Annotated in this window: 21 protein-coding genes and 1 pseudogene; 9 read left to right on the plus strand and 13 right to left on the minus strand. The window is 47.2% G+C overall.

The features are described 5' to 3' along the window. The first annotated feature begins 117 nt into the window (after window positions 1-117). From C9I99_RS11190 to C9I99_RS11200, 3 genes are all read left to right on the plus strand, one after another. Entirely contained in the window at window positions 118-1113 is a 996-nt protein-coding gene (locus tag C9I99_RS11190; RefSeq protein ID WP_243734418.1) for an aminoimidazole riboside kinase, read from the plus strand. Continuing rightward, window positions 1110-2567: a sucrose-6-phosphate hydrolase gene (locus tag C9I99_RS11195; protein WP_107348969.1), complete on the plus strand. Its 1458-nt coding sequence runs from the start codon at window positions 1110-1112 to the stop codon at window positions 2565-2567. The genes C9I99_RS11190 and C9I99_RS11195 overlap by 4 nt, the downstream gene beginning before the upstream one ends. An 86-nt stretch (window positions 2568-2653) precedes the next feature. Continuing rightward, window positions 2654-2896 (plus strand): hypothetical protein, encoded by a 243-nt coding sequence (locus tag C9I99_RS11200; protein ID WP_107348970.1) that lies wholly within the window; start codon window positions 2654-2656, stop codon window positions 2894-2896. Window positions 2897-3124: 228 nt separating this feature from the next. On the opposite strand, the gene C9I99_RS11205 is transcribed toward C9I99_RS11200, so the two are convergent. After that, complete coding sequence (locus C9I99_RS11205; RefSeq protein WP_107348971.1) at window positions 3125-3841, minus strand: methyltransferase family protein; 717 nt, start codon at window positions 3839-3841, stop codon at window positions 3125-3127. Between the two features lie 42 nt (window positions 3842-3883). Then, window positions 3884-4756 (minus strand): LysR substrate-binding domain-containing protein, encoded by an 873-nt coding sequence (locus C9I99_RS11210; protein ID WP_107348972.1) that lies wholly within the window; start codon window positions 4754-4756, stop codon window positions 3884-3886. 168 nt (window positions 4757-4924) lie between these two features. Between C9I99_RS11210 and hisC the strand changes: the two genes are divergently transcribed. Both hisC and C9I99_RS11220 read left to right on the plus strand, forming a co-directional pair. Continuing rightward, the gene (hisC, locus tag C9I99_RS11215) at window positions 4925-6013 is read left to right on the plus strand and encodes a histidinol-phosphate transaminase (protein ID WP_107348973.1); all 1089 of its coding nucleotides are present in this window, start codon (window positions 4925-4927) and stop codon (window positions 6011-6013) included. Window positions 6014-6025: 12 nt separating this feature from the next. Continuing rightward, entirely contained in the window at window positions 6026-6799 is a 774-nt protein-coding gene (locus C9I99_RS11220) for an ABC transporter substrate-binding protein (RefSeq protein ID WP_107348974.1), read from the plus strand. 148 nt (window positions 6800-6947) lie between these two features. Here the strand turns inward: C9I99_RS11220 and C9I99_RS11225 are convergent. Then, window positions 6948-8324, minus strand: a pseudogene (locus C9I99_RS11225) (chitinase); the annotation flags it as partial. Between the two features lie 732 nt (window positions 8325-9056). On the opposite strand from C9I99_RS11225, the gene C9I99_RS11230 reads away from it, so the two are divergent. Continuing rightward, on the plus strand, window positions 9057-9641 hold the full coding sequence (locus C9I99_RS11230) for a sugar O-acetyltransferase (protein WP_107348975.1): 585 nt from the start codon (window positions 9057-9059) through the stop codon (window positions 9639-9641). A gap of 333 nt (window positions 9642-9974) precedes the next feature. Here the strand turns inward: C9I99_RS11230 and C9I99_RS11235 are convergent, their stop codons facing one another. From C9I99_RS11235 to C9I99_RS11250, 4 genes are all read right to left on the minus strand, one after another. Further along, window positions 9975-11843: a putative ATP-dependent zinc protease gene (locus tag C9I99_RS11235; RefSeq protein WP_107348976.1), complete on the minus strand. Its 1869-nt coding sequence runs from the start codon at window positions 11841-11843 to the stop codon at window positions 9975-9977. Between the two features lie 275 nt (window positions 11844-12118). Then, a complete protein-coding gene (locus C9I99_RS11240; RefSeq protein WP_107348977.1) occupies window positions 12119-13408 on the minus strand; it encodes an alpha/beta fold hydrolase in 1290 nt (429 codons plus the stop codon). An 80-nt stretch (window positions 13409-13488) separates the two neighbouring features. Continuing rightward, a complete protein-coding gene (locus C9I99_RS11245; protein ID WP_107348978.1) occupies window positions 13489-14922 on the minus strand; it encodes a hypothetical protein in 1434 nt (477 codons plus the stop codon). A gap of 229 nt (window positions 14923-15151) precedes the next feature. Further along, entirely contained in the window at window positions 15152-16075 is a 924-nt protein-coding gene (locus C9I99_RS11250) for a M14 family metallopeptidase (protein ID WP_107348979.1), read from the minus strand. Between the two features lie 250 nt (window positions 16076-16325). Between C9I99_RS11250 and C9I99_RS11255 the strand changes: the two genes are divergently transcribed. The 3 genes from C9I99_RS11255 (at window position 16326) to rhtB (ending at window position 19623) form a co-directional block, all read left to right on the plus strand. Next, a complete protein-coding gene (locus tag C9I99_RS11255; protein ID WP_107348980.1) occupies window positions 16326-17774 on the plus strand; it encodes an NAD-dependent succinate-semialdehyde dehydrogenase in 1449 nt (482 codons plus the stop codon). Window positions 17775-17904: 130 nt separating this feature from the next. Then, window positions 17905-18438, plus strand: a complete 534-nt coding sequence (mog, locus tag C9I99_RS11260) for a molybdopterin adenylyltransferase (RefSeq protein ID WP_107349120.1) — start codon at window positions 17905-17907, stop codon at window positions 18436-18438. Window positions 18439-19005: 567 nt separating this feature from the next. After that, window positions 19006-19623, plus strand: a complete 618-nt coding sequence (gene rhtB / locus C9I99_RS11265; RefSeq protein WP_107348981.1) for a homoserine/homoserine lactone efflux protein — start codon at window positions 19006-19008, stop codon at window positions 19621-19623. A gap of 70 nt (window positions 19624-19693) precedes the next feature. Here rhtB and C9I99_RS11270 read toward each other — a convergent pair whose 3' ends face one another. The 6 genes from C9I99_RS11270 to C9I99_RS11295 all read right to left on the minus strand — a co-directional run bounded on the left by C9I99_RS11270 (window position 19694) and on the right by C9I99_RS11295 (window position 26091). Then, window positions 19694-20950 carry a cytosine permease gene (locus tag C9I99_RS11270; RefSeq protein ID WP_107348982.1) on the minus strand — a complete coding sequence of 419 codons (1257 nt, stop codon included), beginning with the start codon at window positions 20948-20950 and terminating at the stop codon, window positions 19694-19696. 80 nt (window positions 20951-21030) lie between these two features. Then, window positions 21031-21429 carry an allophanate hydrolase-related protein gene (locus C9I99_RS11275; protein ID WP_107348983.1) on the minus strand — a complete coding sequence of 133 codons (399 nt, stop codon included), beginning with the start codon at window positions 21427-21429 and terminating at the stop codon, window positions 21031-21033. Window positions 21430-21477: 48 nt separating this feature from the next. Beyond that, window positions 21478-22434, minus strand: coding sequence for a carbamate kinase (locus tag C9I99_RS11280; RefSeq protein WP_107348984.1), 957 nt, complete (start codon window positions 22432-22434; stop codon window positions 21478-21480). 9 nt (window positions 22435-22443) lie between these two features. Continuing rightward, window positions 22444-23856, minus strand: a complete 1413-nt coding sequence (locus tag C9I99_RS11285; protein WP_107348985.1) for a YlbE family protein — start codon at window positions 23854-23856, stop codon at window positions 22444-22446. 14 nt (window positions 23857-23870) lie between these two features. Beyond that, complete coding sequence (gene fdrA / locus C9I99_RS11290; RefSeq protein ID WP_107348986.1) at window positions 23871-25424, minus strand: acyl-CoA synthetase FdrA; 1554 nt, start codon at window positions 25422-25424, stop codon at window positions 23871-23873. A gap of 25 nt (window positions 25425-25449) precedes the next feature. Next, complete coding sequence (locus C9I99_RS11295; protein WP_166645409.1) at window positions 25450-26091, minus strand: oxamate carbamoyltransferase subunit AllH family protein; 642 nt, start codon at window positions 26089-26091, stop codon at window positions 25450-25452. Between the last annotated feature and the right edge of the window lie 51 nt (window positions 26092-26142).

Genomic DNA, 26142 nt, shown 5'->3' on the forward strand with positions numbered 1-26142 from the left:
GCTTTGCGGTGCTAGCTAGGTGATTTGGCTTGGCTAGCCTTTTTATATTTTTACATGACAGCGTAAAGCATCACATTGTATTCGGTTGTCATGATTTTCAGTTTTAAGGTAAGAAAGATGAATCAAGTTTGGGTAACTGGAGACGCAGTCGTCGACCTCATTCCGGAGACTGACGCGACATTATTGAAATGTCCGGGCGGTGCTCCTGCCAATGTCGCGGTAGCGATTTCTCGCCTTTTAGGCAAAAGCGCATTTTTCGGCCGAGTGGGTAACGACCCGTTTGGCACTTTTATGGAAGTGACTCTGCAAAAGGAAGGTGTGAATACCGAGAGTTTGGTGAAGGACCCTGAACAACGCACGTCAACCGTGGTGGTTGATCTTGATGGCCAAGGCGAGCGCAGCTTTACGTTTATGGTTAAGCCAAGTGCCGACCAGTTTATGTCTGTTGAAGACATTCCCGAATTTAAGAAAAACGAGTGGCTACATGTCTGCTCAATCTCTTTGGCCAATGAACCAAGTCGAAGCAGCACGTTTGAAGCCATCCGGCGCATGAAAGCTGCGGGCGGTTACATCAGCTTCGATCCAAACCTTCGCGATGAAGTGTGGCAAAACCCGTCTGAAATCAAGTCTGTTGTTATGAAAGCGGTTGAGTTGGCTGATGTGATTAAATTCTCAGAAGAAGAGTTGGATTTCTTGACCGATTCGACGTCGATGGAACAAGGTTTGGCTCATATAGCAGAGCTTAACAGCACGCTAGTTCTGGTTACGCAGGGCGCGAAAGGCGTTTGGCGAGTCTTTGAAAACCAAGGCGAGTTGATTTCTGGTCGTTCAGTGACTCCAGTCGATACCACTGGGGCAGGTGATGCCTTTGTTGGTGGCTTACTTGCAAAGCTTTCCCAACATGAAGAGTGGAACAATCAACAAGTGGTTGATTCTGCAATCCAGTGGGCGAATGGTTGTGGTGCATTAGCAACGACGCAAAAGGGGGCGATGACAGCCCTTCCAACACAAGACGCGCTTGCTCAGTTTATTAACTCTGATCAGTTTGTTACCTCGGCTCAGTCGACTAAGCAAGATTCCTCAAGTATGGCGAACACTGAGGGGAATGTATGAGTTTGAATTCGAACTGGACAGTAGAGCAAAGATATCGTCGTGTAGAGCAGATTTCTCAAGACAGTATTGATGCGATGGTAAAGCTTCGCAAACAAGACGCTGGATACCCTGACTACCATATTGCGCCTAAGTTCGGCCTGCTCAATGACCCGAATGGCTTGTGTTTCTTTAATGGTGAACACCATCTATTTTACCAGTGGACGCCAGTTGGCCCTGTCCATGGCATGAAGTATTGGTATCACCTTTCTACCAAAGATTTCATTCATTTCGAAGACCACGGTATTGGCCTGCACCCAGACCAAGATTACGATTCTCACGGTGTTTATTCTGGTGGAGCATTGGTTGAAAACGACAATGTACTGTTGTTCTTTACTGGCAACAAACGTGATGAAAATTGGCTGCGAGTGCCAACCCAGTGTTTTGCGAAGATGTCTGTCGACGGCAAAATAGAAAAGCATGGCGTGGTTATCGAAAACGAGCACTACACAGAACATTTCCGCGACCCAAAAGTGTGGAGGCAGGGTGATGACTATCTGATGGTTGTGGGGGCTCAAACTCCCGAAGAGACTGGTTCAATGGCGTTGTATCGCAGCCGTGACCTGATGAACTGGCAGCACAAAGGCCCAATTCAAACTCGTTACAACAACCTTGGCTATATGTGGGAATGCCCAGATTTTTTTGAAATAGATAACCAGTCGGTGATGCTGTTTTCTCCGCAGGGCGTGTCCAGCGATAACCCATACGATTTCAAAAATATCTATTCTGTGGCTTATATAGTCGGCGATCGCCTAAATGTAGATTCAGCGGAATTGGAGAACCACCAAGACATCGCGCAGCCAGATTACGGATTTGATTTTTACGCACCTCAGACTTACTTGGATGATTCAGGTCGTCGGATAATGATTGCTTGGGTAGGTCTGCCTGAGATTGATACACCATCTATCAAGCATCAATGGGCGGGTATGCTCTCGTTACCTCGTGAACTTCAAATCCAAGGTGGCTATCTTGTTCAGTCTGTTTTACCTGAACTTAAAGCGTTGAAAGGCGAAGCTGTCGCGGTTGAGAAGGCTCTTGAACTGGATACGACGAGCTTCATGGTTCAGCTCGAAACGGATACGGAAGCGGAAATTGACGAGTTTGAGTTGAAGCTTGCCAACGCCGCAGGCGATAACATCGTGTTCAGTGCCACGGCGACGGAATTTACTCTTGATCGGAGCAAGATGTCTCAGCTCTACGCGGAAGAGTTTGGCTGTGTGAGAAAAGCGCCGAGGTTGAACATCAAGCAAACCATCGAAGTTTATGTCGACAAGTCGGTGATCGAAATCTTCATCAATGGAGGCAAGCACACAATGACCAGCCGTTTCTTTATTGATGGTTTAAGTTCGTTGTCTATCACTGGCGATGTGAAAACCGTCTATCACTCGATGAGCCCAATTAAAGGTCTTGATGATTAAGATTACCATCAGCTCTCATACTTACATCCTGCAATAGTGACAACGATAACAACGATGGCGGAATTTTTATCCGTGTTGAGCTATTCATGCCTGCAGACATAGATGGTGATCCGTGGGACGCTGAATTTACAATTTTCACTTCACCTTCAGGCCACCTAATTGTTGATGGAACTGTGATTAAGTTAGTTATTGATAACTATACTGGTGTTGGCAGTTATAATTTTATCCCGTCCGATTTTAACTCTTTTGCAAGATGGCAAGATACTGAAAATAGTTTCTTTACTTATTTGGCAGGCAGCGGAGTACTAGAGGTAACTATAGATGAATAAGGTGAACTCGGTAGGTAAATCAGCAGAACCTTCAATTTTATTGCAAGCAATGTTAATCAAGACGTTATCTCCGTCAACGTGACTAATGGAGAGTTTACAGTCGGGATAAATGAGGCTGACACGAAGACATAGGAAGTTTCGTGTCAGCCTGAAGAGGGCAGCTGACGCGGCGCGCCACTCATTCTGTTGAGCTTAATCTATACTCTGGGACATCACCACTCAAGTCTCTCAGTATATCCCAGGGATCAACCGATAGCGCACGCGCCGTGCATAGTCTCGATAGCCCGGCAACTCATCCTGTAACGTCTGGTCTTCAAGTACGGTTCTCATTATCGCGATCAATGATGCCACCGCCGCAGGAATCAATGTCCATACAGAGCTCAGAGCAAGAACAATACCGAACAGTGCAAGAATATTTCCGGCATAACCTGGATGCCGGACAAACCGGTAGGGGCCACTGTCACACACTACATGCCCTCGATCCGTCTGAATACGTACCACGCTTGAGAAATAGCGGTTCTCTGCCAATGCCCATGCAGCGAAAGCGTATCCGAACAAGATCAAAATGAAGCCAATTACGATAAGCCATTGGGCAAATTCGGAGGACCAGTTATAGCGGTGGTCCAGCCCTGCCACTATGACCACCGGAAACCCAACACTCACCGCCATCAGTGGAGCAAGTACTCTGTCCCAGGCTTTTGCGTTTTTTATATTTTCAATATTTTGTCTTTCGGCTGTTAATCCGGGATGTCGTTGTTCAGCCCATAGGCGTCCACCAATACCCGCGGCCAAGATCAGAATGGAAAATAGCCACGCCTGCCACCAGCCGAGGTCCCCAGCGCATATAAATAAAATCAGCGGGATTAAGATATACACCACAATTAATCTGAACCACTGGCGGAGGGATACTGTTTGCGCTGGCTCTTCATTAACCTTTGCTGACATCTCATTCCCCTAAATATAATGGATTTTAATGTGTGGCTGTTTTTATTCGTCAGTCAGCCATTGTATTAACCGCTTCATTGCCATTGATTGTTGGCTTACCGGATACACCAAATAATAGCCTTTGCCTGAAGCCACTGTTGTCGAATTTGGTATGACCAAGCGATGGCTCTCTATGTCTGGTTTGGCTAGGGTGACATCACCAATCGCAATGCCGAAACCTTGCAGTGATGCGCTGACGGCTAAATCGAGTGTGGCAAAGTGTTGGTTCTGGCTGGCAAGCCCGGAATGGGCATTAGCTGTTTTGTTTAGCCATAGTTTCCAGTCACTTCGATCCGGTGTTGCATGCAGCCAAGTGTATTGGCGCATAGAATCGGCAGACATTTCTCCTTTGATACCCGAAACTAACGTTGGTGAACACATTGGAGCGAGGACTTCCTCAAACAATAAATTAGACGTTAGCTCGGCTGACTGTGGCGCATGGCCGTAGCAAATTGCAGCATTAAAGGGCTCTGTTGAGAAGTTCACACTGTGATTAATGGCAGAGGTTAGCTCGACGTCAATATCAGGGTGGGCTTGTTGGAAGGCCATCAGCTTTGGCAATAGCCATGTCGTGATACAGCTCGGGGCCTTTAGTTTTATCAAGCTCTCATCGGCACTGACGTTGGTGACGGCTTGTTGTATCTGGTTCACTGCCTTTTCTATCAGTGGAAGGAATTCCCGTCCCTTGTCAGTAAGGGTTAGGCCTCTGGCTTGGCGCTTGAACAGGCTGGTCTGCAATCTATTCTCTAAGGCGATGATTTGGCGACTGATAGCACCTTGGGTCAGATTCAGTTCATTTGCCGCATGGGTAAAGCTGAGTGTTTTAGATGTAACCAAAAAGGCGGTGAGCTCTTTGATAGTAGGGAGATCCTTCATACGCTACATTCCTTTTAAGCCATGAGGTTTTGTCATGGCTAGTATGCCGATTTATCGATTCATTTATCAAGAAGAAACTGTTTATACTGAGTATAAATTCTTTTATTGTGATTATTTATGCTTTTGTGGGGCGATTTATTAAAGCATTTTCACGAATGGAGTCTCTAGATGAAATCATTGGCAGAAAAAATTGCGCCTGATGCGATAAAAAAACTCATACCCTATCAGTCTGCCCGCCGGATTGGCGGCGAAGGTCATTTATGGCTAAATGCGAATGAATTAGAGGCCAGTTGCGTTTATGAAGGGCAGCAAGGCGCATACCACCGGTATCCAGATTTCTTGCCAGACAAGCTTGCTAGTGCGTATTTGGAATATTGCCAAACCCACGCTCCTGCGATGGGATGTAAGGCGGTTGCGGTGCGTGGTGCTGATGAAGCTATCGACTTGTTGGTGAGGACTTTCTGCCAGCCGGGCGTGGACAAAGTCATGGTGTGTCCTCCGACTTATGCGATGTATGAGTTTTGCGCGGACTCGATTGCTGTGGAAGCGCTAAAAGTTCCTTTATTATCTGATTTTCAATTAGATATGGAGGAAATTATATCTCAGTTAGATGTGGTGAACATCCTGTTTCTTTGCTCACCAAACAACCCAACAGGTAACATCATTTCGCAGACAGATATTATTACTCTGCTGGATCTGGCGAAAGATAAAGCGTTAGTGGTTGTTGATGAGGCTTATATCGAATTTGCTCCGCAAACCACCGTTGTTGGTTTAATTGAGCAATACCCAAACCTAGTTGTGATCAGAACCTTGTCTAAGGCCTTTGGGCTTGCCTCGGTGCGCTGTGGCTTCTTGCTGGCAGATGACAGTGTGATGGACATGGTGACGCGTTTGATTGCGCCTTACCCTATTGCTGATCCGACCGCTGAAATTGCCTTGGCCGCATTGACGGAAAAGGGGATCTGCCAGATGAATACTCAAACAGATGATCTCATTACGATCAGAGAGTGGTTTGCTTCAGAGCTTAACCAACTTGAGATTGTCGAGCAGGTCTTTACCTCGTCGACTAACTTTTTACTGGTGAAATTCAACACACCAATATGTATGTACCGCTACTTGTGTAGCAAGGGGATAGTGACCCGAAACCAAGTCCACGAGCCTGCCTTGTCCAATTGCGTCAGGATCACGATTGGCTCACAGGAAAGTATGCGTGAAACGCTTCTTGCGCTTAAACAGATGGAAGCAGAGAGAATATAAAAGGAACTTATGATGAAAAAAACACTGACATTAGCACTAATGCTGGCTTCTTTTGTATCAGGCTCAGCGGTTGCGGCACAAAAGCCTGTCCGTCTGGCTTCGGATTTCACTTACCCGCCATTCAATTACAAGGACGAGTCGGGGACACCGAAAGGGTTTGATATCGAGATTGCAGATGCTCTTTGTGAAGAAGCGAAATTGAAATGTGAGTGGGTATCACAAAGCTGGGATGGCTTGATCCCTTCACTGTTAGCACGTAAGTCGGATGTAATTATGGCATCGATGCGCATCACAGAGGAGCGTAAGCAGCGTGTACTCTTTACCGACAAATATTATCAAACCCCCGCACGGTTTGTCGCTGGGGTGGGCGCTGGTGTTGCAATTGATGAGCAAAGCTTGTCGGGCAAGCGCATTGGGGTTCAGTTAGGGACAATACACGACCGTTATGTGACGGATAAATTTGGTGATGTCGCTAATATCCGCCGCTATAACGGGCAGAATGAGGTTTACCTTGATCTGCAAAGCGGTCGTTTGGATGCCGTGTTTGGAAATTCAGATCAACTTGCTCTCGCGTTTCTTGATAAAGAGCAGGGGAAAGGCTTTGAGTTTGTTGGAGAGGCGGTGACCGATCCAGCTTACATCGGAGAAGGAACCGCATTGGCAATGCGGAAGAACGATAAGGCACTGGCTGAGAAGTTTAACCAGGCTATTGCGACCATTCGAGCCAATGGGACGTATGACAAAATCGCAGCAAAATACTTTGGCTTTGATATTTACGGTGAATAGTGGGGATATCCCTAAACACCTTGACGTTATTTGGGGATAAATGGAAGTGATTGCTGTAAAAGGCTCATCACTATATTGAGCTTACCTGCAAACAGACGCCCACCCAATGGTGGGCGTTGTTGTTAGCCAGATTTTTTAAAAGCAGTTAGATTATTTTCCAAGGACCACCTTGGCTTGGCTCATTGCCTTGTGACCACCATTTAGCTTCATAGTTTACGCCTTTGTAGCTAACTTTATCGCCAGCCTGATAAACGTCAGTGGCATTCCATGCAGGGTGATCTCCGCCAACCGGTGGTTCGGTGGGAGGATCGATAGGCCCTAAATCATTCACCACTTTCACTTTTGGCCAGCCGGCGTGAGAATCATAAAGATTTGCCACACACTTTTCATAATCGCCTTCGACCAATGCAGAGTATGCGGTTTGATAACCGACTAGCTTACACTCGAACGACACACCTCCAGGGCGATCGGCATGATATGTCCAATCCCCATCCCAGTTGGTGTAAAGCACATCGGTTGCCCCTTGTAAATTAAGACTGGCGTAAGGCGTTTGTTGCCAGCAAGTGTTTTTTTCATCGGCAGGAACATCGATTTGGTAGTGGTTTGACAAGCCTTCCCAGTAGCGGATACGGTTAACGGGTTGTCCCTTATCAGCATTATGCTCACCACATTCGATCCCGCCATTGATGATATTGATGGTGGTACCAAAGCCATAGCCGATACCGGCATCAATTTCTCGCTGCGAAGGAACCCAAGTACGATCGATGACATGGAGCATTGCTGGTTTTGGTGCTTGTGGCGTCAAGTAGAACCATATAGCTGAAGCCAAGTTGAGCCATGAGTCAGCAACGAGCCCTGGGTTGTTGAGTAAAACAGTAGCATCTCCGTCATACATGACTTCTGAGAAGGCACCATAGTTGAAATGGTAGGAGAGTTGCTTCGCCCCTCGACCAAAGTAGCCTTGTCCGTCAGCACATGGCCATTTCTTGTTCTGCCAATCGTTCTGACCACACCCTGTCGTATAGCCAGGTTGACCTTCCGACCAACCCATTTCACGAACGTGTACCAGCGCCTGCTGCCATTCTTCCAAACCGAGAGGATTATCCCAGGTGTTATCACTTGCAATATGCCCCCCAGTTTCCTGCGCAAAATGGGCGAAAGCGGTCACAATGGATTTCTTACAAATCGCATCGGCATCCCTTCCGTCGGTATAGTCTCCACAAAAGGCGGGGAACTTACCAATTGCTCTCAAAAAGCGGGTATAGGAGTATTCCGGGGCTGCCATTTGGGTGAGATAGTGCCACTCTGTTTCAGGGAAGACTTTTTCTGCTCGAACCACATTGACCGGGTTGCTCGCTAATCCGGGTTGTATAGCTTCAACTTTGTCATTGGAAAGGGTTCTAAGTGCCTGAGCCCAAATGTCATACATAGGGTTGGTTGTTTTAGCTTGCTCCGCCGCTAATATATCCGCGCGCAGCACAAGATAGCCCCCCGGGGTATCAGGGTCTGGTTGGACAGTCATCGCAAGGCTACTGGCTGCCATCGTAAAGCCGATTAAGGTGACGAGTGAGTTCTTTTTCAACATGCCGTTATTCCTTTATTCAGATTCATATTTTTAGTTTGTGCTAAGCCAACCCTGTGTGATTCCCGGTGTCGATTGTGATACTTACATGACCAAGCTGTAGCATCAGTTTTTTGGACAAGGGAATCTCTGTTTTGCTAGCACAAGATGCTTAAATCCAAGTCACTATAATGTGATTGTGAATGAAGAGTTAGTGGTGATCGGCAGGGGGAGAACACCTTGAATTCCTTAGGATTCCAATGTAAATACTGAGAATCTTATTGATATCCGTAGTAGTCGCTGAATGGGGTGGTGATATTAATATTTAACAGAATGTTTGCCTGGTCGGTTGAGTTTAGACAAATTCCTTTTATGCGAGTGACTTCGGCATGTTTTGTTGGGTGGAGAGATATGTGCAGATATTTATTGAATCTCTGTCGCTGCTGTTTACTCGTTGTGATAATCCTATCGGGCACAAAGGCTACAAGTTGCCACCCATCGTTGGATGTATCATTAACTGTGATGTCGATTTAGTAGGCTTGGGAACTTTCCCATTTCGTCTTACCGAATGTGATCCAGGCGTGTTTTTGATAACGTAAACCAGCGTAAAAGCAGCATTAGTGAGAGCGCTGAGGAATAATTATGACTTCTATTTATAGCCCGGTGTCGCCGGATTGATAAGGTACCGTTCCAAACATGGCTTTAACAGAAAAACAGAAGATGATCACGGGTGAAATGTATCAAGCGTGGGATGAAGAACTTGTTGCAGAGCGCCAAAAAGCGAAGAAATTGTGTTTTGCCTTGAACCAGGTATGCCCCACTGAGGAGGTTTCGCGTAGGGCCTTGATTAATGAGCTTCTGGGTAAAGAAACAGACGCGTGGATCGAGTCTCCTTTTCATTGTGATTATGGCTACAACTTAAAAGTGGGCAAGGGCTTTTATGCTAACCATGGTTGTACGCTTTTAGATTGTGCGCCGATCAATATTGGTGATAACTGCTTGCTGGCGCCGGGAGTCGTGATCGCGACAGCAGGGCACCCGCTTGATCCGGCTGAACGTGCATCGGGTGAAGAGTTTGCCAAGGAAATTACGATTGGCAGTGATGTATGGTTTGGTGCGAATGTGACGGTTTGCCCCGGGGTGACGATTGGCGATAATGTTGTTGTTGGTGCGGGTAGCGTGGTGACGAAAGACTTGCCTGCGAATACTGTGTGTGTCGGCTCCCCGGCAAAACCAATCCGTACCTTGACGATTAACGACAAAAAATCAGCGCTGATCTAGAACGATGTGAATATGAATGCGTTCCGCTGCCTACAAGGACATGAGTTCAACAATCGGGCAATGGAGCCATTCAGACACGCCAACGGCAAGCGTTGGAAGCGTAATAAGCATCCCAGCAACGGACCATACGAGCTTTTGAGTGTTCATACTCATTCCCTAAAGATTTATTTCACTAACTTAACAATTGTAATTAATCGACGCAAAAAGTCCTGCACTTTGACATTGATTTACTTTCAGGCGTTTTTGGCATGGCGCTTTTATCGGGAGGGCGTTAGTTTAGAAAGACAAAGGCGCTGAAAAAGCGCCTTTGTCTTAGCTCAGCGGTATGTGTATTTACTTTTTCTTGGTCAGGATAAATTGCGCATCACTGCTGACCACGATATTGTTTTTTAAGAAATTCTTACCCAGAATTATGCTGTATTCGAAACGGCTTCGGTCACGTAAGTTGACGTTAATTTCCTTTTCGGTATCCCCCAGCTTCACCGTCATTTTTACCACATAACGGCTGCTCGCCTTCTCACCGGTACGTGCCTTGATTCGCATTGTTTTGACGATTTCGCGAGTATAGATTTTCTCATTGCCCTGATGGTTACTATAAGTAAACGTGACCATCTCTTTACCATTATCGGTAAAGGTGTTGATATCGGTGGCATGCATTGAGCTGACATCTGCACCGGTATCCAGTTTAACCGGGAACTGCATCTCATCCATCGTTAACTGCTCGATATAGCCTGCTTGCTTAGGAGCTTGCTTATCGAGAAGGTGGGTTGTACGGGTATTTACCAATAAATTCCCGGGGATCAAATTGGGGCTGATTTCTAGTTGGCCGTAAGTGCTATCGTCTTGCTCGAGGGTTTCCAGCGCAATATCTCGCAGTAGCAATGATGAAGGCAGTGAAATTTCTGTTCCGACAATCGGGCGTACTTGGTCACCGACGCGGATCTTTCTTTTTAGTGGTTTATCAACTTTATGGTTTTTGCCATTGGCATCTTTGATAGTGTACTGGATCATGCGGCCGTATTCCGTTCGCTGCTCATCTATCTGCGATACTTTAAGTAATGGCGTTTTTATTATGCCTGAAGGGCCTGCGTGGATGTTTATACCGTCAATTTTGACGGTTTCTTCACCGCTGATCATTAAGATAGAGTCGTCTTTCGCCATTGATGAAATGGATGCCAAGTCAGACTTACCCAAGTAGCTAGCACCTAAATTGACCACGAAATACTGGTTGAGGGCTTCTGTGCCAAGGCGTAGCTGGCTGTGGTTTTGGGTGCGATCTTTAAGGTATACCTGAATATACTGTTTTGAGTTCCCCAATGTCACCGGCAAATAGACCATTGGTCTTTGTGCATCGCTAAAGTGAAGGATTCGGCTGAGCGGTGCGGATATTGTTTGGCGGGTTTTATCTCGGCCCTCTAGCGTGAAGCTAACGGCTTTTTTTTCTTCGTTAACCTTGATATCAAGGGCGTGCAAAATGCTGTATTGGCTGTCGAAAGAGGTGCTGACCTCGAGTGGTACATTTTCGATCGTTGCATGTTCTTTACGGCCAATGATCTGGGCATCGGGTTGCGCCTGTAAGTAATCAAAGCCTGCATCAACCCAAGCCGTATTTCTCAGGAAGGTTTTACCAATCAGAATGGGATAAGAGAAGCGGTCGCGGTTGGCCAGGTTGACCTCGGTTGGGACGGTTTTTCCGGCGATGGTTAGGTCAAGTTTAACCACTGGACGGGCTAAGTGACCGTCACCACGGCTTTTGATCATGGCTAAGCGAAACAGAGGCTTTTCCAGCCGGATCAGCTCACCGCTGTATGGGTGCCTGATATCAAAGCTCACCATGATATTGTTTTTGTCTTTCCGGTCACGCAGCTGAGTGCTACCCAAAGCGTCGTATTCGACTGCGATGGCATCGAGGAGCTCTTTACCATTTAATCCCTTGAATACTGGCTCATTGGTACTAATGACGATATTTTCGGCATGGATAGAGGTTGAATCAGCGCCGGTGTCAATTTTAGCAGGAATGCCGATGTTATCGAGCAGTTCAATTGCAGGAAAATAAACAAGCTCGATACGGCCTAACACTACTTTATTGTCGATTGTAGTGCGGCTTTCAATGATGCTTTCGTACTGGGTGTTTTTCGCCATGGCGGGAGAAGTGGCAAAGGCTGCCAAGCACAGGGTGGTCAACAGTCGTAGGGAAGTCATACGTTTCCTGTATCAATTTACGAAGAGAGATTCAATTAGGTCTAGTGTACTGTTTAAAGGTAGTGCTTAAGCGGCTTAATTGGCATAAATTCAGCAAAGATTCAGTAACTCTAACAGAAACCTTGCAAAACTTTGGTGGTAAAAGGTTCTTTAACTCGTTAGATGCACCAAATTATCCCCGAATGGCTAAAACCCAAAAGGGGATAAATACTGTTATATCCAAGTCATTTCGAGGTACTTAAATTCAGCAACTTGAAGTTACTGATGAACAGTCATTACGGCAAATTTGCCACACCATCGGCCATTTGGATCAGTTTATCCAGAATTCGCTCACCGTCGGCACGAAGTCCGTTGTGTTCATATTCGTTGGTGATCCAAGCTTTGCTGTTGGGAATGGCTTTCAAGGTCTCCAGCGAGTATTGCATCTCGACGTACATGTCTTCGGCATACACTGCACAGGCCACTGGCACGGTATTTTTTGCGAGTGCGTCAACATCGTATAAGTCAGCCCAATCGGTACGCTCCGCGAGTAGGTTGGCTGCTTTTTGTAAAGGCTTAAGGCAGTCGAATTGATCGAACATCCAAGGGAAAACCATCTCACCAGTGAAGTAAAAAGTGTCGCCTTTCTGGTAGTTAAAAGACGGAAAGCTATTGCGCACTCGATGTGCTGACCAATTCGATGCTGACTGCTGGCAGTAAATAGATTCGTGCAAAATCGCATAGATAGGATTGGTCTGATAGCTTTGCTCAGCCAGCATGGCGTTAAGAAAGGCATAGCTAAGGGTTTCTTGGCCGTTAGCATCAACAAAGGCATCCTCGAGCAGGTAGTACATCGGTAGATTGGCACCACTGCGACCAAGGTTGATGCCAATCATTTGGAATTGCTCTACAGTGAAGCGTTGGCCGTTAGGTAGACGGACATCGTTATCCTGCAAATAATCAGCAATTTTCTGGCATTGAGCTTGGGCGGCTGGGAACTGGGCAAAGAACGCCTCGTTCTTATCCTGTACTCGTTGGTAGGTTGCCTGATACACCTCATCAGCATGGCGAGTCAGCGATGGCACACCACCGGTAATATACGCCCGGCTTACGCTCTGTGGGAAGAATGAGAGGTAGGTGAGTGAGCAAAAGCCCCCAAAGCTTTGCCCCAACGTTGCCCACTGCTTAACGCCGAGCTTTTCTCGAATTATTTCGGCATCACGCACAATGCTGTCAGCACGGAAGTGGCCAAGGTACGTAGCTTGTTCTGCCGGTGACATGTGCGCCAATGTTTGATGGCTAATTACTGTGCTGTTCCCCGTACCCCGCTGATCGAGCAGCAGCACGCGATATTGTTGCAATGCGCGTTTTAGCCAGCCAGAGCGACTGTCAGGGCGAGGCGAGGGAAAGCCCGGGCCCCCTTGGAAGTACACCAGCCAAGGGAGTTCATCGTGTTGGCGGGCAAGATCGACAACTTCGCGGGCAAAGACCGAGATGGTTTGTGCATTTGGCTTGGTGTAGTCGAGTGGGACGTCAAAAATATGCTGGCGGTAAACTAAATCACCGTCGATGAAAGAGGTTTGCACAGGTCGCTCCTTTACTAGCGCATTCAAACTGATAACTGCTCATCCTAACATCTTTTCATGCTTCCCTCGCGACAAAACCGTCAAGGCTTTACTGGTCGTATGATTTGCTCGAACAGGTTGGGTTGGTCGAAATGGCGGACACCGACAAAGGCAATAGCATGATGACCTAGCTGGCGCATCGCCCCCGCTGATGGAATGCCAAATGGCCATAGGTAAACGCTTTCCAAGCGTTCACTGCTTGGGAGTAAACCTCGTGGATTAAAGAGGCTAACCGTGTGGTGGTGGCCTGTGGGGAGCTGGCGCAATTGATCATAATCGAGGCGAGCAAGAGTTCGGGCTTGACGCTTGGCTTCTGCCTCAGCCTGCTTATTCCAGTCGATATGTCTAATCATATGCTCCCCCTGTGACAGGGTAACCGACCAGGATGATGCATGAGATGGGACGGCCCGCTTAAACAGCAAGGGCGTTTCGATATCGGGGTTTGCATTTTCGAAGCCAAAACGGTCAGTGAGGTTAAAAACCATGTGGTAACACCCGCAGTGATGAATGGAATCGAGCAGTAGCGGGCGGCCTTGATGATCGAGCGTTAGCCTCAGTAATACCCCGTCAAATTTTCCTGCGTAGGGATCGAATGATGATGTCGGCGTACGGTTAGCAAACCAAAGACTGTAGTTCAGTTGCAAATAGGTCTCACCATATAGTTGGGTATAGCTGTGATGCACGTAGAGTGCAGGCTTTGAGGGATCAACTGCGGGTTGTTGTTCATTCGCTAAATAATGCACAGTGCCAGGGATATCATCATCAGAGCCATGTTCTACATTTATCAACGGAGAATAATAGTGATAGAGCTGCGATATCTGGGCGTCGGTTAGCATGGGCCAGCCCAAGGTTGAGTGCTGTAGGGCATCATTGAACCATGTTTCAATATCTTGCGCGGGAAGTGATGTTTTTGGCAAGCGATAGCTGGTTGTGTGGATGGAGGTGTCACTAAATCCCAGCAATATTCGTTTTTTTTCTTTATCAATGGAGGACTGGGCAACTTGACGGCTTATCGGGTAAAGACCAAAAACACGTAGCCAAGGCTCGTAGCTATCAGGGATAGAGATTTTTTGCTCAATGAGACTTTCCCATACAAGATCATTGTGTTTTGCTTCAGCCGTGAGTTTATCTGCGCAATTATCCAGTACCTGCAGGTCGAATCGGTTAACAAGCAGATTATTGAATTCCGCTTGACGCTGGCGAGTGGCGAGTTGTGATGTGTAATCAAGCCACTGGCTGCGATCCCTGTCGGTGGTCACTTGCTCAAGTTGTGATTGGCTGAAACGGTCAAAGGCCAAGTAGGGGAATGCTTTGTGATTGAGTACCTGCCCATCATTGACCTGCTGTCGATTCACTTCTTTTTTGAACGCGCTTAGGTGGCTCAAGCAGCTTTGCAAGCTTTGAGAATACAGACTTGAGTTGAAAGAGGTACACGCACTCAACAATACGACCCATGTGACGACGAATAAGCGCATAACCACCTGAACAACATATTGAAAGTATTAAATTATAGATGCTTTATTGGCTTAGTGATGAGATAAAGCGAGAGGGGGAGCGGAACTTGTGAGGTGGGTTGAAGGTATTGTCAGTTTTTGCTGGAAATGGGGCTTGGTAATCGGCAATAAGAAAGCTGGAGTATTTGGCTCCAGCTTTTGGGGAGCTTTTCAGGTGCTACCGACTTAGCGACTTATTTCAGCTTGGCTATTAGCCTAATTGTTTGATGACATAATCCAGTGCGCCGGTAATTGCGGCGACCTGAGCATCATTGCACTGTTCTGGGGTTGCTCGCTCACTGTCTGGGTAGACTTCAGTGGTCGTTCCGTAAGTACAAGCAGTAATGCCGTTACACAGACTAAGTGCCTTAAGCGGGTAGTTGATCACACCTTCTTGCTGTACTGGGCTACCGATGATATTGCCATCGGCATCTGGTGGCGCAATATGAGTTACTTTGCGGACTGAATCGATGATCGCCTTCTGGAATTCTGGTTGTGGATTTTCGCTATCACCAACGGTGTAGAAGCCATCTGGTACACCGTCTTCAATGAAGAGTTTTCCGTCGCGGGCTTCACGAGCTGGGCGGAATTCCAATTCGTCAGTGTCTGTGGTTTCATGCAGATCGATATGGACCAGTACTTCGCCGCCAAGGCTGTCAACCATCGCCATTAAGCTAGCCGCTTCTTCGGATGGGCTGTCGGCATAGAAAGCACGGTTGGGGTCAACTGTATTAGGGTTCCAGCGGTTGATCACCTCATAACCCCAAGGGCTCACACAAGGTGCAACCACGATATTGAATTGTTCGCTGTATTGTGCGGCTTTGGCTTCAGCAAACGTGAGTGCACCATGTACACCACTGGTCTCGTAACCATGAACGCCACCAGTCACAAGCACAATCGGCTTATTGCTATCCCAGTGGCGAGTTTTGATGGCAAAGAGTGGATACTTTTCTTCATCGTAGCTAAGTGCACCGTATTGGGTGATGTCAAAATCGTTTTCAAGTGCGTTTATTTTTCTTACCACTTCTTCTTGATAAGAACGCTTAATGGTTGTTTGTGCCAGCCATTGTGCTTTTTCTTCATCACCCCAAGGTGTGCCCGGCGTGCCAATTGGGTAGTTATGTTCGCGTTTCATTCGATTGTCTTTTGTTGTGTGTGTTTGTCTTTATTCAAACAGAATAATTGACTGTGTAACCTGACGCAATCGTATTCAATTACCTGATATCTCCCTGTGATTGCGATTTTGTTAACGAATGTAATGCGGTGACAGGCAACTTCGTCATAAATTGTCATCAGTGTCTGAAAACACGATCAAGCTAACTTCATTATCATACGTTAAGTCTTTATGCTGTTTGGTAAATTGATGTCCTCGAGAGGAATAGTTCGTGAAGCTACATGATCCCCAATTATTGAAACAGGCCTGCTATGTGGCAGGTAACTGGGTGTCTGCAATTGATGATGCCTATACACCAGTGACAAACCCCTCTACAGGAGAACGGATTGCAACCGTTCCGAGCTTGGGCTGTGATGAGACGCTTGCAGCGATCCATGTTGCCGATAAGGTGCAGGGTGACTGGGCAGCACGAACAGCAAAAGAGCGCGCGACAGTTCTACGACGCTGGTATGACTTGATTGTCGAAAATACCCAAGATCTGGCGACGATCCTCACATTAGAACAGGGGAAACCGCTGGCTGAAGCAAAAGGCGAAATCACTTATGCCGCCAGTTTCGTTGAATGGTATGCAGAGGAAGCGAAGCGCTCATACGGCGAGTTAATTCCAAGCCATAAGCCGGACGCCAGGATATTGATATCCAAGCAACCTATCGGGGTGGTAGGGGCCATTACGCCTTGGAACTTCCCTGCGGCAATGATCACTCGCAAATGTGGGCCTGCCTTCGCAGCGGGATGTGCCGTGGTATTGAAACCGGCCCCGGATACCCCACTGACTGCACTGGCGTTGGCCGAGCTAGCAGAAAGGGCTGGGATCCCTGCCGGGTTGTTTAGTGTTATTACCGGAGATGCAGGCGCTATCGGTGGCGCATTGACCGAGAGTCCTATCGTCAAGAAAATCTCTTTCACTGGCTCTACCGGGGTTGGCAAGCTATTGATGGCGCAATCGGCTGATACAGTGAAAAAGTTGGCGCTGGAGCTGGGTGGTAATGCGCCGTTTATTGTTTGCGATGATGCTGATATTGATAAAGCCATTGCAGGGGTGATGGTCGCCAAATTCCGCAATGCCGGGCAAACCTGTATTTGCGCCAACCGTATCTATGTCCATGACAAGGTTTATGATGAATTTGCCGCGAAGCTGGTTGAGAAGGTCAAAGCGCTTAAAGTGGGAGATGGTTTTGAAGACGGTGCAAATCTTGGCCCGTTGATCAATGCTGCAGCGGTAGAAAAAGTACAAAGCCATATTGATGATGCGCTGGCGAAAGGTGCGACGCTTGCCTATGGTTTGCCTCAACCTGAAGGTACCCAATTCTTTCCGCCACAGGTATTGACTGAAATGGACGACTCCATGCTGATTGCTTCGGAAGAAACCTTTGGTCCTGTTGCGGCATTGTTCCGTTTCTCTGATGACGATGAAGTGATCCGCCGTGCTAATCATGTCAGCTCTGGGTTGGCATCATATGCCTATACTCGATCGCTGTCTCGAGCCTTTAAATTCAGTGAGTCACTGGAGTATGGCATGGTCGGGATCAACGAAGGATTGATCTCTACCGAAGTTGCACCTTTTGGAGGGGTAAAAGAGTCAGGGCTAGGCCGTGAAGGGGCAAGACAAGGGCTAGAGGATTTTCTAGAGATTAAATACACCTTAATGGGCGGCTTATAGTTGAGTTAACTCCGATTAGGTGTTTAACAATCCAAGAGAATTTCTTAAACTTGCATGCATGAAGAAACATTACTTTCCTGCTTGCATGAAAGTATGAATGGATAACAAGGCCCAGCCTGAGGAACAACCAATGACTAAAGCAAAAATCGGCATCGTGACCGTCAGTGACCGCGCTAGTGCAGGTATATACGAAGACATCTCTGGACAGGCGATTATCGATACACTGAACGACTACCTGACCTCGAAGTGGGAGCCAGTATACGAAGTCATTCCTGATGAGCAGGATGTGATTGAAGCGACGCTGATCAAGATGGCCGATGAGCAAGCCTGCAGCCTGATTGTAACCACAGGCGGTACCGGTCCAGCTAAGCGTGATGTGACTCCTGAAGCGACAGAAGCAGTATGTGATCGCATGATGCCGGGTTTTGGCGAGCTGATGCGCGCTGAGTCGTTGAAGTTCGTACCGACGGCTATCCTGTCACGCCAGACTGCCGGTCTGCGTGGTGATAGTCTGATTGTTAACCTGCCGGGTAAACCAAAATCGATTCGTGAATGTTTGGATGCCGTATTCCCAGCGATCCCTTACTGCATCGATTTGATGGAAGGCCCATACCTCGAGTGTAACGAAGCGGTGATGAAGCCTTTCCGACCAAAGAAAAAGTAATTAAAGCTGATTTCAACACTAGCCAATAAACTAAAACGTCGACGTAATGAGTCGGCGTTTTTGCATTGAATAATTTTCAGGGTATTAAACGATTACCCTCTCTATTCTTTTAGCCAAGCTATTAACTGGGGTTTTATTCGAAGGTTAATAGTGAGAACATTCGCGTTACTTCTCTTGCTTAAGTCTCAACACATGGCAAACAAGGGTGTTGAGGTGGTAACAATGCCTCTGGGGTGTATAACAAAAGCCGCCGTTGATGACTTTCCTTAATCCGATTTACGTAACTGGTAGTCCAATTTTTCGCATGAGTGATATTTTTTAATTCATTGTTTTTATTGGTTATAGCTCTTGTGTGTCACCCTGGGTGTTATACTCTGCCAGTTAAAAATTCAGCTATATATGCAACGTAAATGATTTGTGTGATAATTAACTGCAATGATAGTGATTTAGTTGGCGAGAGGGGGGGGACGTTTCGTGTTCTCTCCCAGTAACGCCTATTTCCTAGTCACTGACGTATACGGTAATTTATTTTTACTTTAGTTATTTTCCTTGATTTTGGAATTGTTTGTGAATATTGAAATCTGGGTCGCTTATTTCAGCGCGACGGTTATATACAGCCTAATACCTGGTTCAGGTACGATTAATTCAATCAACAATGGTATGGTATATGGTTTTCGAAAATCAGTGATATCGATTGTTGGCCTGCAACTTGGCCTTGCATTCTATATTATCCTCATCGGCATGGGGGTCGGTGTACTTGTTTCACAATCGGCTATCGCGTTTACGGTAATCAAGTGGGTTGGGGTCGCTTATCTGATCTGGCTTGGAATCCAAAAGTTCCGAGAAAATACGCCCACTAATCCAGTTGGTGTTCCATTAGAAATCTCTGAATGGAAATTGTTCAGCAAGGCAATTGTTGTGAATCTGAGTAATCCAAAAACAGTTATTTTCTTTGCCGCCCTGCTGCCGCAGTTTATTGATCCTGCAGGTTCACATAACCTTCAGATTATCCAGATGGGAGCAACGACTATCGCAGTCGATACTTGTGTGATGTTGCTCTATGTCATCTTAGCCGCCAAACTGTCCTACTACATCAGATCTCCAAGGATAGTAAAAAAGCTCAACCGCATTTTTGGCTCGATGTTTATCAGTTGCGGTGCTCTGTTGGCCGCAGCTAAGGCATAGATCAAAAAATTCCCTTAGCATGCCTAAGGGAATTTTGATTAAGGATAATTATCCACGTTTATTCTTTCGATTAAGCCTTGTTAGTAGCCAGCTTATCTTTGGAAGTGCCAATTCGTGAGAATAGGACGTATCCAAGTGATGCGACAAGGATTGAGTCTACAGAAGGGATACCGGTCAATGTGAACCAGCCATTGACGGTACAAAATCCTATAAATGACCCCGCGCCCCAAGCGACAAATGTGAGCGGCTTAATTGCAGGATCGTTTTCCAGACTTGCTTCGTCATAGCCTTTGCGGCGGTTGATAAAGTAGTCGGCAATATAGATCCCCGAAATTGGCGGGGTGGCAATACCCAGGAACAACAGGAATGGAATGAACCACGCCATGATATCCATGCTACCCACAACGGTAGCAAGAATACCGAGTGCCACTGTGATCTTCCATTTAGGGAATTGAGAGAACAGAGTCGAAACGACAAGCGTGCCTTGGAACATATTACCGGCATTACCTGTGATGCAGGCGAAAACCAACAAAATAGCAGCCGGCAGTGTTGTACCAATAACCGCCATTGCCGTTAGCAGTGAACCTTCGGAGGTTATGGACCCCGGTACCGCACCTACCAAGAACAATACTGGATAAGCTAAACCAAACGTCAGGATACCAGCGAGTATGGCGTGTTTACGGTTACGAACAAAGCTACCAAAATCTGGTGAGGTGGCGACCAGTACAATAATGGTACCCACTACAGAAGATACAGCTGCACCGAAACTCAAGTCGCTGAGTTTTTCTGCCACAGAGACTGAGCTGTTAAGTGCCAAGTACAAAATAACAAACATCAGCAGGGCAATGATAGGTACTGCAAACTTCGACACCTTACCCAGCGCCTCAAAACCAAAAGCAGTAGAGGCAACGAAAATGACACAACCAACTGCAACAATAACAGGAACTGGAAGATCAAGATTGAACTGGGTAGCAAGAAGATCGTGCACACTATGGCCAAACATATTGGCAGTAACGGCTATCCAGCCAAAGAGACTAATGGCCATGATTATATTGATGGCTGTAGCCCCTTTGCTGCCAAAGGAGTATTTCACGATACCATAGGTTGGCAAGCGTGCTTTCTCACCAATAGAGATGTTGATCACAGCGAGCACGGTCAAGATAATGCTACCCACTGCGATAACAGCTGCAGCAGTGCCTAATGTCATCTGGCTTCCAAGACTAGAGGAGGCCAGCAGTACCGGTGTAACAAGGATCCCGAGCAGGATCATTGCAATTTGGAAACCGGACGCAGTATTGGATAAATCCGTTTTATTTCTACTACTCATATGATTATGCCTTTCGTTCACGATTTAATTCGGTTTGAGATGTTCCATGGGCAATAACGTGATGGTTTGCAGCTGTTTTATTATTCTTCCAGCACGGTTTGGGTTTGAATATAGTTGCGCCAGCCACCGGTAGCTGTGATTTCACGTTGACCGTCAACCAGCCAAAGTTCGCCAAGAACACCTAATACTTCAGACCCATCGGCCAGTTTCACTTTGCCGATAGACAAACCAGCTGGTTCATTGCTAAGTACCGAAGCGAAGGCTTCCATTGGTAGCTCCCAAATTTCGAGGTCAACATTGTTGTTTGCTTCAATGGTGCGGATCATCGCAGGGTGGACATCATTGATCGACCACAGGCGATAGTGGCTGTCGGTTTGGTCTTCACGGATGAATTTACCGCCGACATTGGTGAGGTTTGGGTTAAGCTCAAGACCGCGCATTAACGTGCCGTTTACGGCTAAAAGGGTAGTGTTCGACATAAGGTGTACTCCGTTAAAAGTGGTCCGGTCATACCGGACCAAGTTGAATTAGTGGTTATTGCGAATCCAGGTGCCTGTCGTACCATCGATAGCTTGGATTAATGTACTGGCTTTGGTGATCACACCTGCACCTGCGGGGTTGCCGTCAAGAAAGTGCAGCAGGGCGTCGACTTTAGGCTTCATAGAGCCCTCTCCAAACTGCCCTTGTTCGCCAAGAGCTTTTGCATCGCTTGGCGTGAGCTTGTCCAGCCATTGCTGCTCGGGAGTGCCAAAGTTGATAGCGACTTTCTCGACGCCTGTCGGGATGATCAGCATGTCGGCCTGTAATTCTTTGGCAAGCAACGCGGAAGATACATCTTTGTCGATCACGGCTTCGACACCGATCAAGTCACCATTTTCATTGCGCTCAACCGGAATACCACCACCACCACCGGCAATGACCAATGAACCACAATCCAGTAAGGTTTTGATGCTATCGATTTCAATCACTTCTTGTGGGCTTGGGCTGGCAACACAGCGGCGCCAGCCACGGCCGGCATCTTCCATGATGTGCCAATTGAGCTCTGCTGCGTATTTTTCGGCAGTGGCTTTGTCCATAAATGAGCCAATGGGCTTGTTCGGTGTTTGGAACGCCGGATCTTGAGGATCAACCCGAGTTTGCGTCACAAGTGTTACCACTGGGCGAGTAAGCCCGCGGCGCTGTAATTCATTGTTTAATGCTTTCTGGAACATGTAGCCGATCGCGCCTTGGGTATCACCGACGGCATAGTCGACCGGTACCGGGTCAACTTCATGGGCAGCCAATTCTGAGCGACGAAGAATAAATCCGACTTGCGGGCCATTGCCGTGGGTTAGGACCAAATCCCAACCACGCTCGATTAAATCCACGAGGTAACCAACGTTATTGGTCACGGTTTGGTACTGAGCCTGAATAGAGCAATGTGCGTTATCGTCAATCAGGGCATTACCGCCAAAAGCGACAACGGCTAAGGGTTTCTTATTCATCTTGGGCTCCTAGCGGTAGTGTTGGGTAGCGAGTGAATGCAGTGCATCAACAAAGCATTGCATCGGTGCTGTGGTGATACCGGCACCAATCTGACCCACACCGGCTTGCTTGTGGGCGATACCGGTATTGATAATTGGCAGTACGGAATGATCAACCACCTTGCGGGCATCAATACCTGCAGCGGTTGGTGCAAAGTTAAGTGCAGGTAGGGTAAAGGCCGGATTGCCACCCAGCGTAATCGCTTGCATCGAGCGGCTGTTATTTGTTGCATCTGCTGGTGTACCACCGACAAATTTCACGATGGCTGGCGAGGACGCCATCGCAAAGCCACCCACACCGGCTGTCTCGGTAATAGCACTGTCGCCCAAATCAGCCGCTGCATCTTCAACGCCAAAACCTGGGAAGAAAAGCCCATTAACGGGGTTCGCCGGGGCTTGGAACCATGTGTTACCAGTGCCAGAAAGACGGATACCAAAATTGACACCGTTACGGGCCATAACGGTAACCATGGTGCTGCTCGGTACGTTTTCGGCGGCTTTAAGCATGCTCTTACAAGCAGCCATCGAGAGGTTCAGGAAGAAATGATCATTGGCAGTAATAAAGCCGACAGCACGCTGAATCTGTTCAGGGGGCTGTGAGGTTTTTAGTAGAGCCGGTACCAGTTGTTTTAGCAGTAAACCTGTTGCTGCCGCATTGCGGTTGTGGACTTCATCACCCATATGTAGCGCTTGGGCCATGATCGGCTTCAGTTCGATTGGACCTGACTGCGCCAGCATGGCTTTCATTGCCTGCGCAAGCTCAGTGCCCATCCATTCAAGGCGCTCAATAACGGCTTCGCTGTTGGCACCAAAACGTAATACTTTGCCAAGACCTTCGTTAAAGTTGCTATATACACGCTCATTATCATTCGCTGGATTTTCGACAACCCATAACGGCATAGAGCGGCTGATGATACCTGCCATTGGGCCAACGGCATCATAGTGGTGGCAAGGTTCAAATATAACTTCACCATCTAGGACTAATGCTTCAGCCTGCTCAAGGTTTTGTGCCCATTTCTCAAATAAAATGGCACCTAAAATCGCGCCCTGAACAGGACCGCACATGTCTTGCCAAGCAATCGGAGGACCTGCATGTAAAATCAGTTTCTTCTCTGAAAGTGCTGGTATTGCTTCACCTGCGAGCATGACATCAACGAGCAATGGCTGGGCGGCAAGATAACGCTGCATAGCTGTTTGGTTGGCCAGTTCAATTTCAGGTTGGTTCAGTAAATCAGCAAGGGCGAGGCCGCCATCACGATCGCCACCAGCTGGCGGTTGCCAGTTCATGGCAATGGCATCACCGCCGGCGCGCTCAATGTTAGTTGCAAAGCTCGCTAGACCGGCATTAAGGACTGTAAGCTTTTGAGAGAAAAGTGCTTTCATTGAAAATTACCTAGTTAGCCAAGTTGAGAGACAATATGAGCGGCGAGATGCGCAGCATCGGCATTACTGTCAGCCAGCAAGACACCGGCTTCTGCCAGTGAATGACGGATCAAGTCACGTGATTGAGGATCCTGTTCGGTGCCACAAACATGCGCAATAAAGACAGGAGGAGCGGCTTGCTCGCGGTGAACTTGGGCAATAATGGCAAGGAGTTCCGACAAAGGTTGTTCAGAGGCACCATAGCCTAAGACAACATCAAACAGCACCACAGCAGTATTCGGATCCTGGGCATCTTGAAGAATGCGCTGATTACGTAAACTTGGGTCGATCATTGGGTGAGGGCGACCTTGGGTAAAGTCGTCATCGCCAAGGTCAACAATAGTGTGCTGTTGACTGCTCCAGACATCATCAAGCAACTGATTACCCTTGCTTGGGGTATTTGAGTACGCGTTAAGTCCATACTGAGAAGCAATGATCTGGGCTTCAAAGCAGAAGGTACCGCCGGCAAACACCCCTCTTATATAACGTTGAGTGGCTGTGAGCTGGGTTTTGAATTTTTCGATCTGCTGTTCTGCTGCTTTTAGGCTGATTTGTGTCTGTGTTATAGCTTGTGGGATGTCTTGATTGCCTAGGATTGCAACTGCGACTTCAGCAGAGTGCGCTAATGAGTCAGCGAAATAAACACTCTCTACTGATGGCTCAGTGTGACTGGCACCGAGGAAATGCACGACAACGGGCTTATCGATTTTCGATGCGCTTGCAAGGATTGATTCAGCAATTGCTTCAGCTGGTGGCTTGGAGATCAATACGATAACTTGTGTTTCATCATCATCGGCAAGTGCCTGCAGGCCATGTAACATTGAAATGCCACCAACGTCCTGATGCAGATCATGGCCGCCCGTTCCCAAGGCTTGTGATACCCCTTCGCCAAGCTGATGAATGCGGCAGGTTGCTTCTTGCAAACCAGTACCAGAAGCCGCGACAACACCAATGGCACCACGGCGGACAACGTTGGCAAAACCAAGAGGAATACCATTAATAATGGCCGTACCACAGTCTGGACCCATGACCATTAATGCTTTTTGTTGCGCGAGTTGTTTGATACGTTTTTCATCATCGAGTGACACGTTGTCACTGAACATCATGACATTCAGGCCAAGTCTCAGCGCCTTCATCGCTTCTGCTGCCGCGTACTCTCCAGGCACGGAAATCAGGGCGAGGTTAGCGTCGGGGTGCTGTTCTAAACCAAGTGCAAAACTAGTGAGAGGTTGCGAGAACTGCTGGCCATCATTGTCTGTATCGGGCTTGGCTGTCAGCGCAGTTTGTGCGTGCTCAATGGCTTCATTACATGCATCTTCATCACCTCTAACCGCAATGACGAGATCGTTAGGCTTGGCCGTGATATTAGTACCAAAACCGGCATCAGCCATGCGGGATAAGTTTGCCTCTGTCCCCATAACAACCGAAGCTTCCTCGATGCCATCAATTTTATTAAGGCGGGCTGAAATCTGCATCAGGGAAACAGAATCCTGATAAAGATTTTCAAACGCTTTATATTTAATAACCATATAAATACCAGTCAGTTTAAACGTGTTAACTCAGTAATAATTTATTTATGCAGTACACAATGCCTGCAATCGTATCGGCACCGGAGCTTGAACCAATAAGTAGATTGGTTGTTATCGCGGTCTCAATTGTTAGCCTATCTGTCGCCGTAAATAAGTAATAAACCAGCCATTGCACTGGTTTTGAAAAATGCTGTGATAGTGCTAGCGTTAAATAATGTGCGCTGATATCCGTTGTCTTGCTAATATCTCTAGGCACTTGTATTTGAAAACGTTGATAGGTGGTGGCTGCATCAGGGTGTGCCTCTCTTACGTAAGATAATACGGCTAGTACTCCGAGCAGGAAATCATCACCTGATGGTGTTAGTCCTTTACCACGACCTATGTTTTCGACTAATTGTTCTGGTAAAGAGTAAATACAACGCGGTGTATTTAATCCTAGGTACTGTATATATTCAGAAATAGAGATAAATGGCTGTTTTTCTTTTTCAGAAATATATTCTGCGAATATTCTTTCTGCGATGAGAATGTTATGCCAAACTCTCTTTTTATTTATGAAAGGCAAAGGTGGTGCTTGCTGCCAATTGGTTGCAACGACAGTATTTATTGCCAATCTAGAAGGCGGCTTAAGGCGAATTATCTCCCCTCGCATAAATACGGTATCGCCCACGTTTACCATTGTGGTTAAGTCTTGTAGCGACCTAAAGTCACACTGATATGC

Origin of the sequence: Photobacterium lutimaris, from assembly GCF_003025555.1 — a bacterium.
GTDB classification, from domain to species: domain Bacteria; phylum Pseudomonadota; class Gammaproteobacteria; order Enterobacterales; family Vibrionaceae; genus Photobacterium; species Photobacterium lutimaris.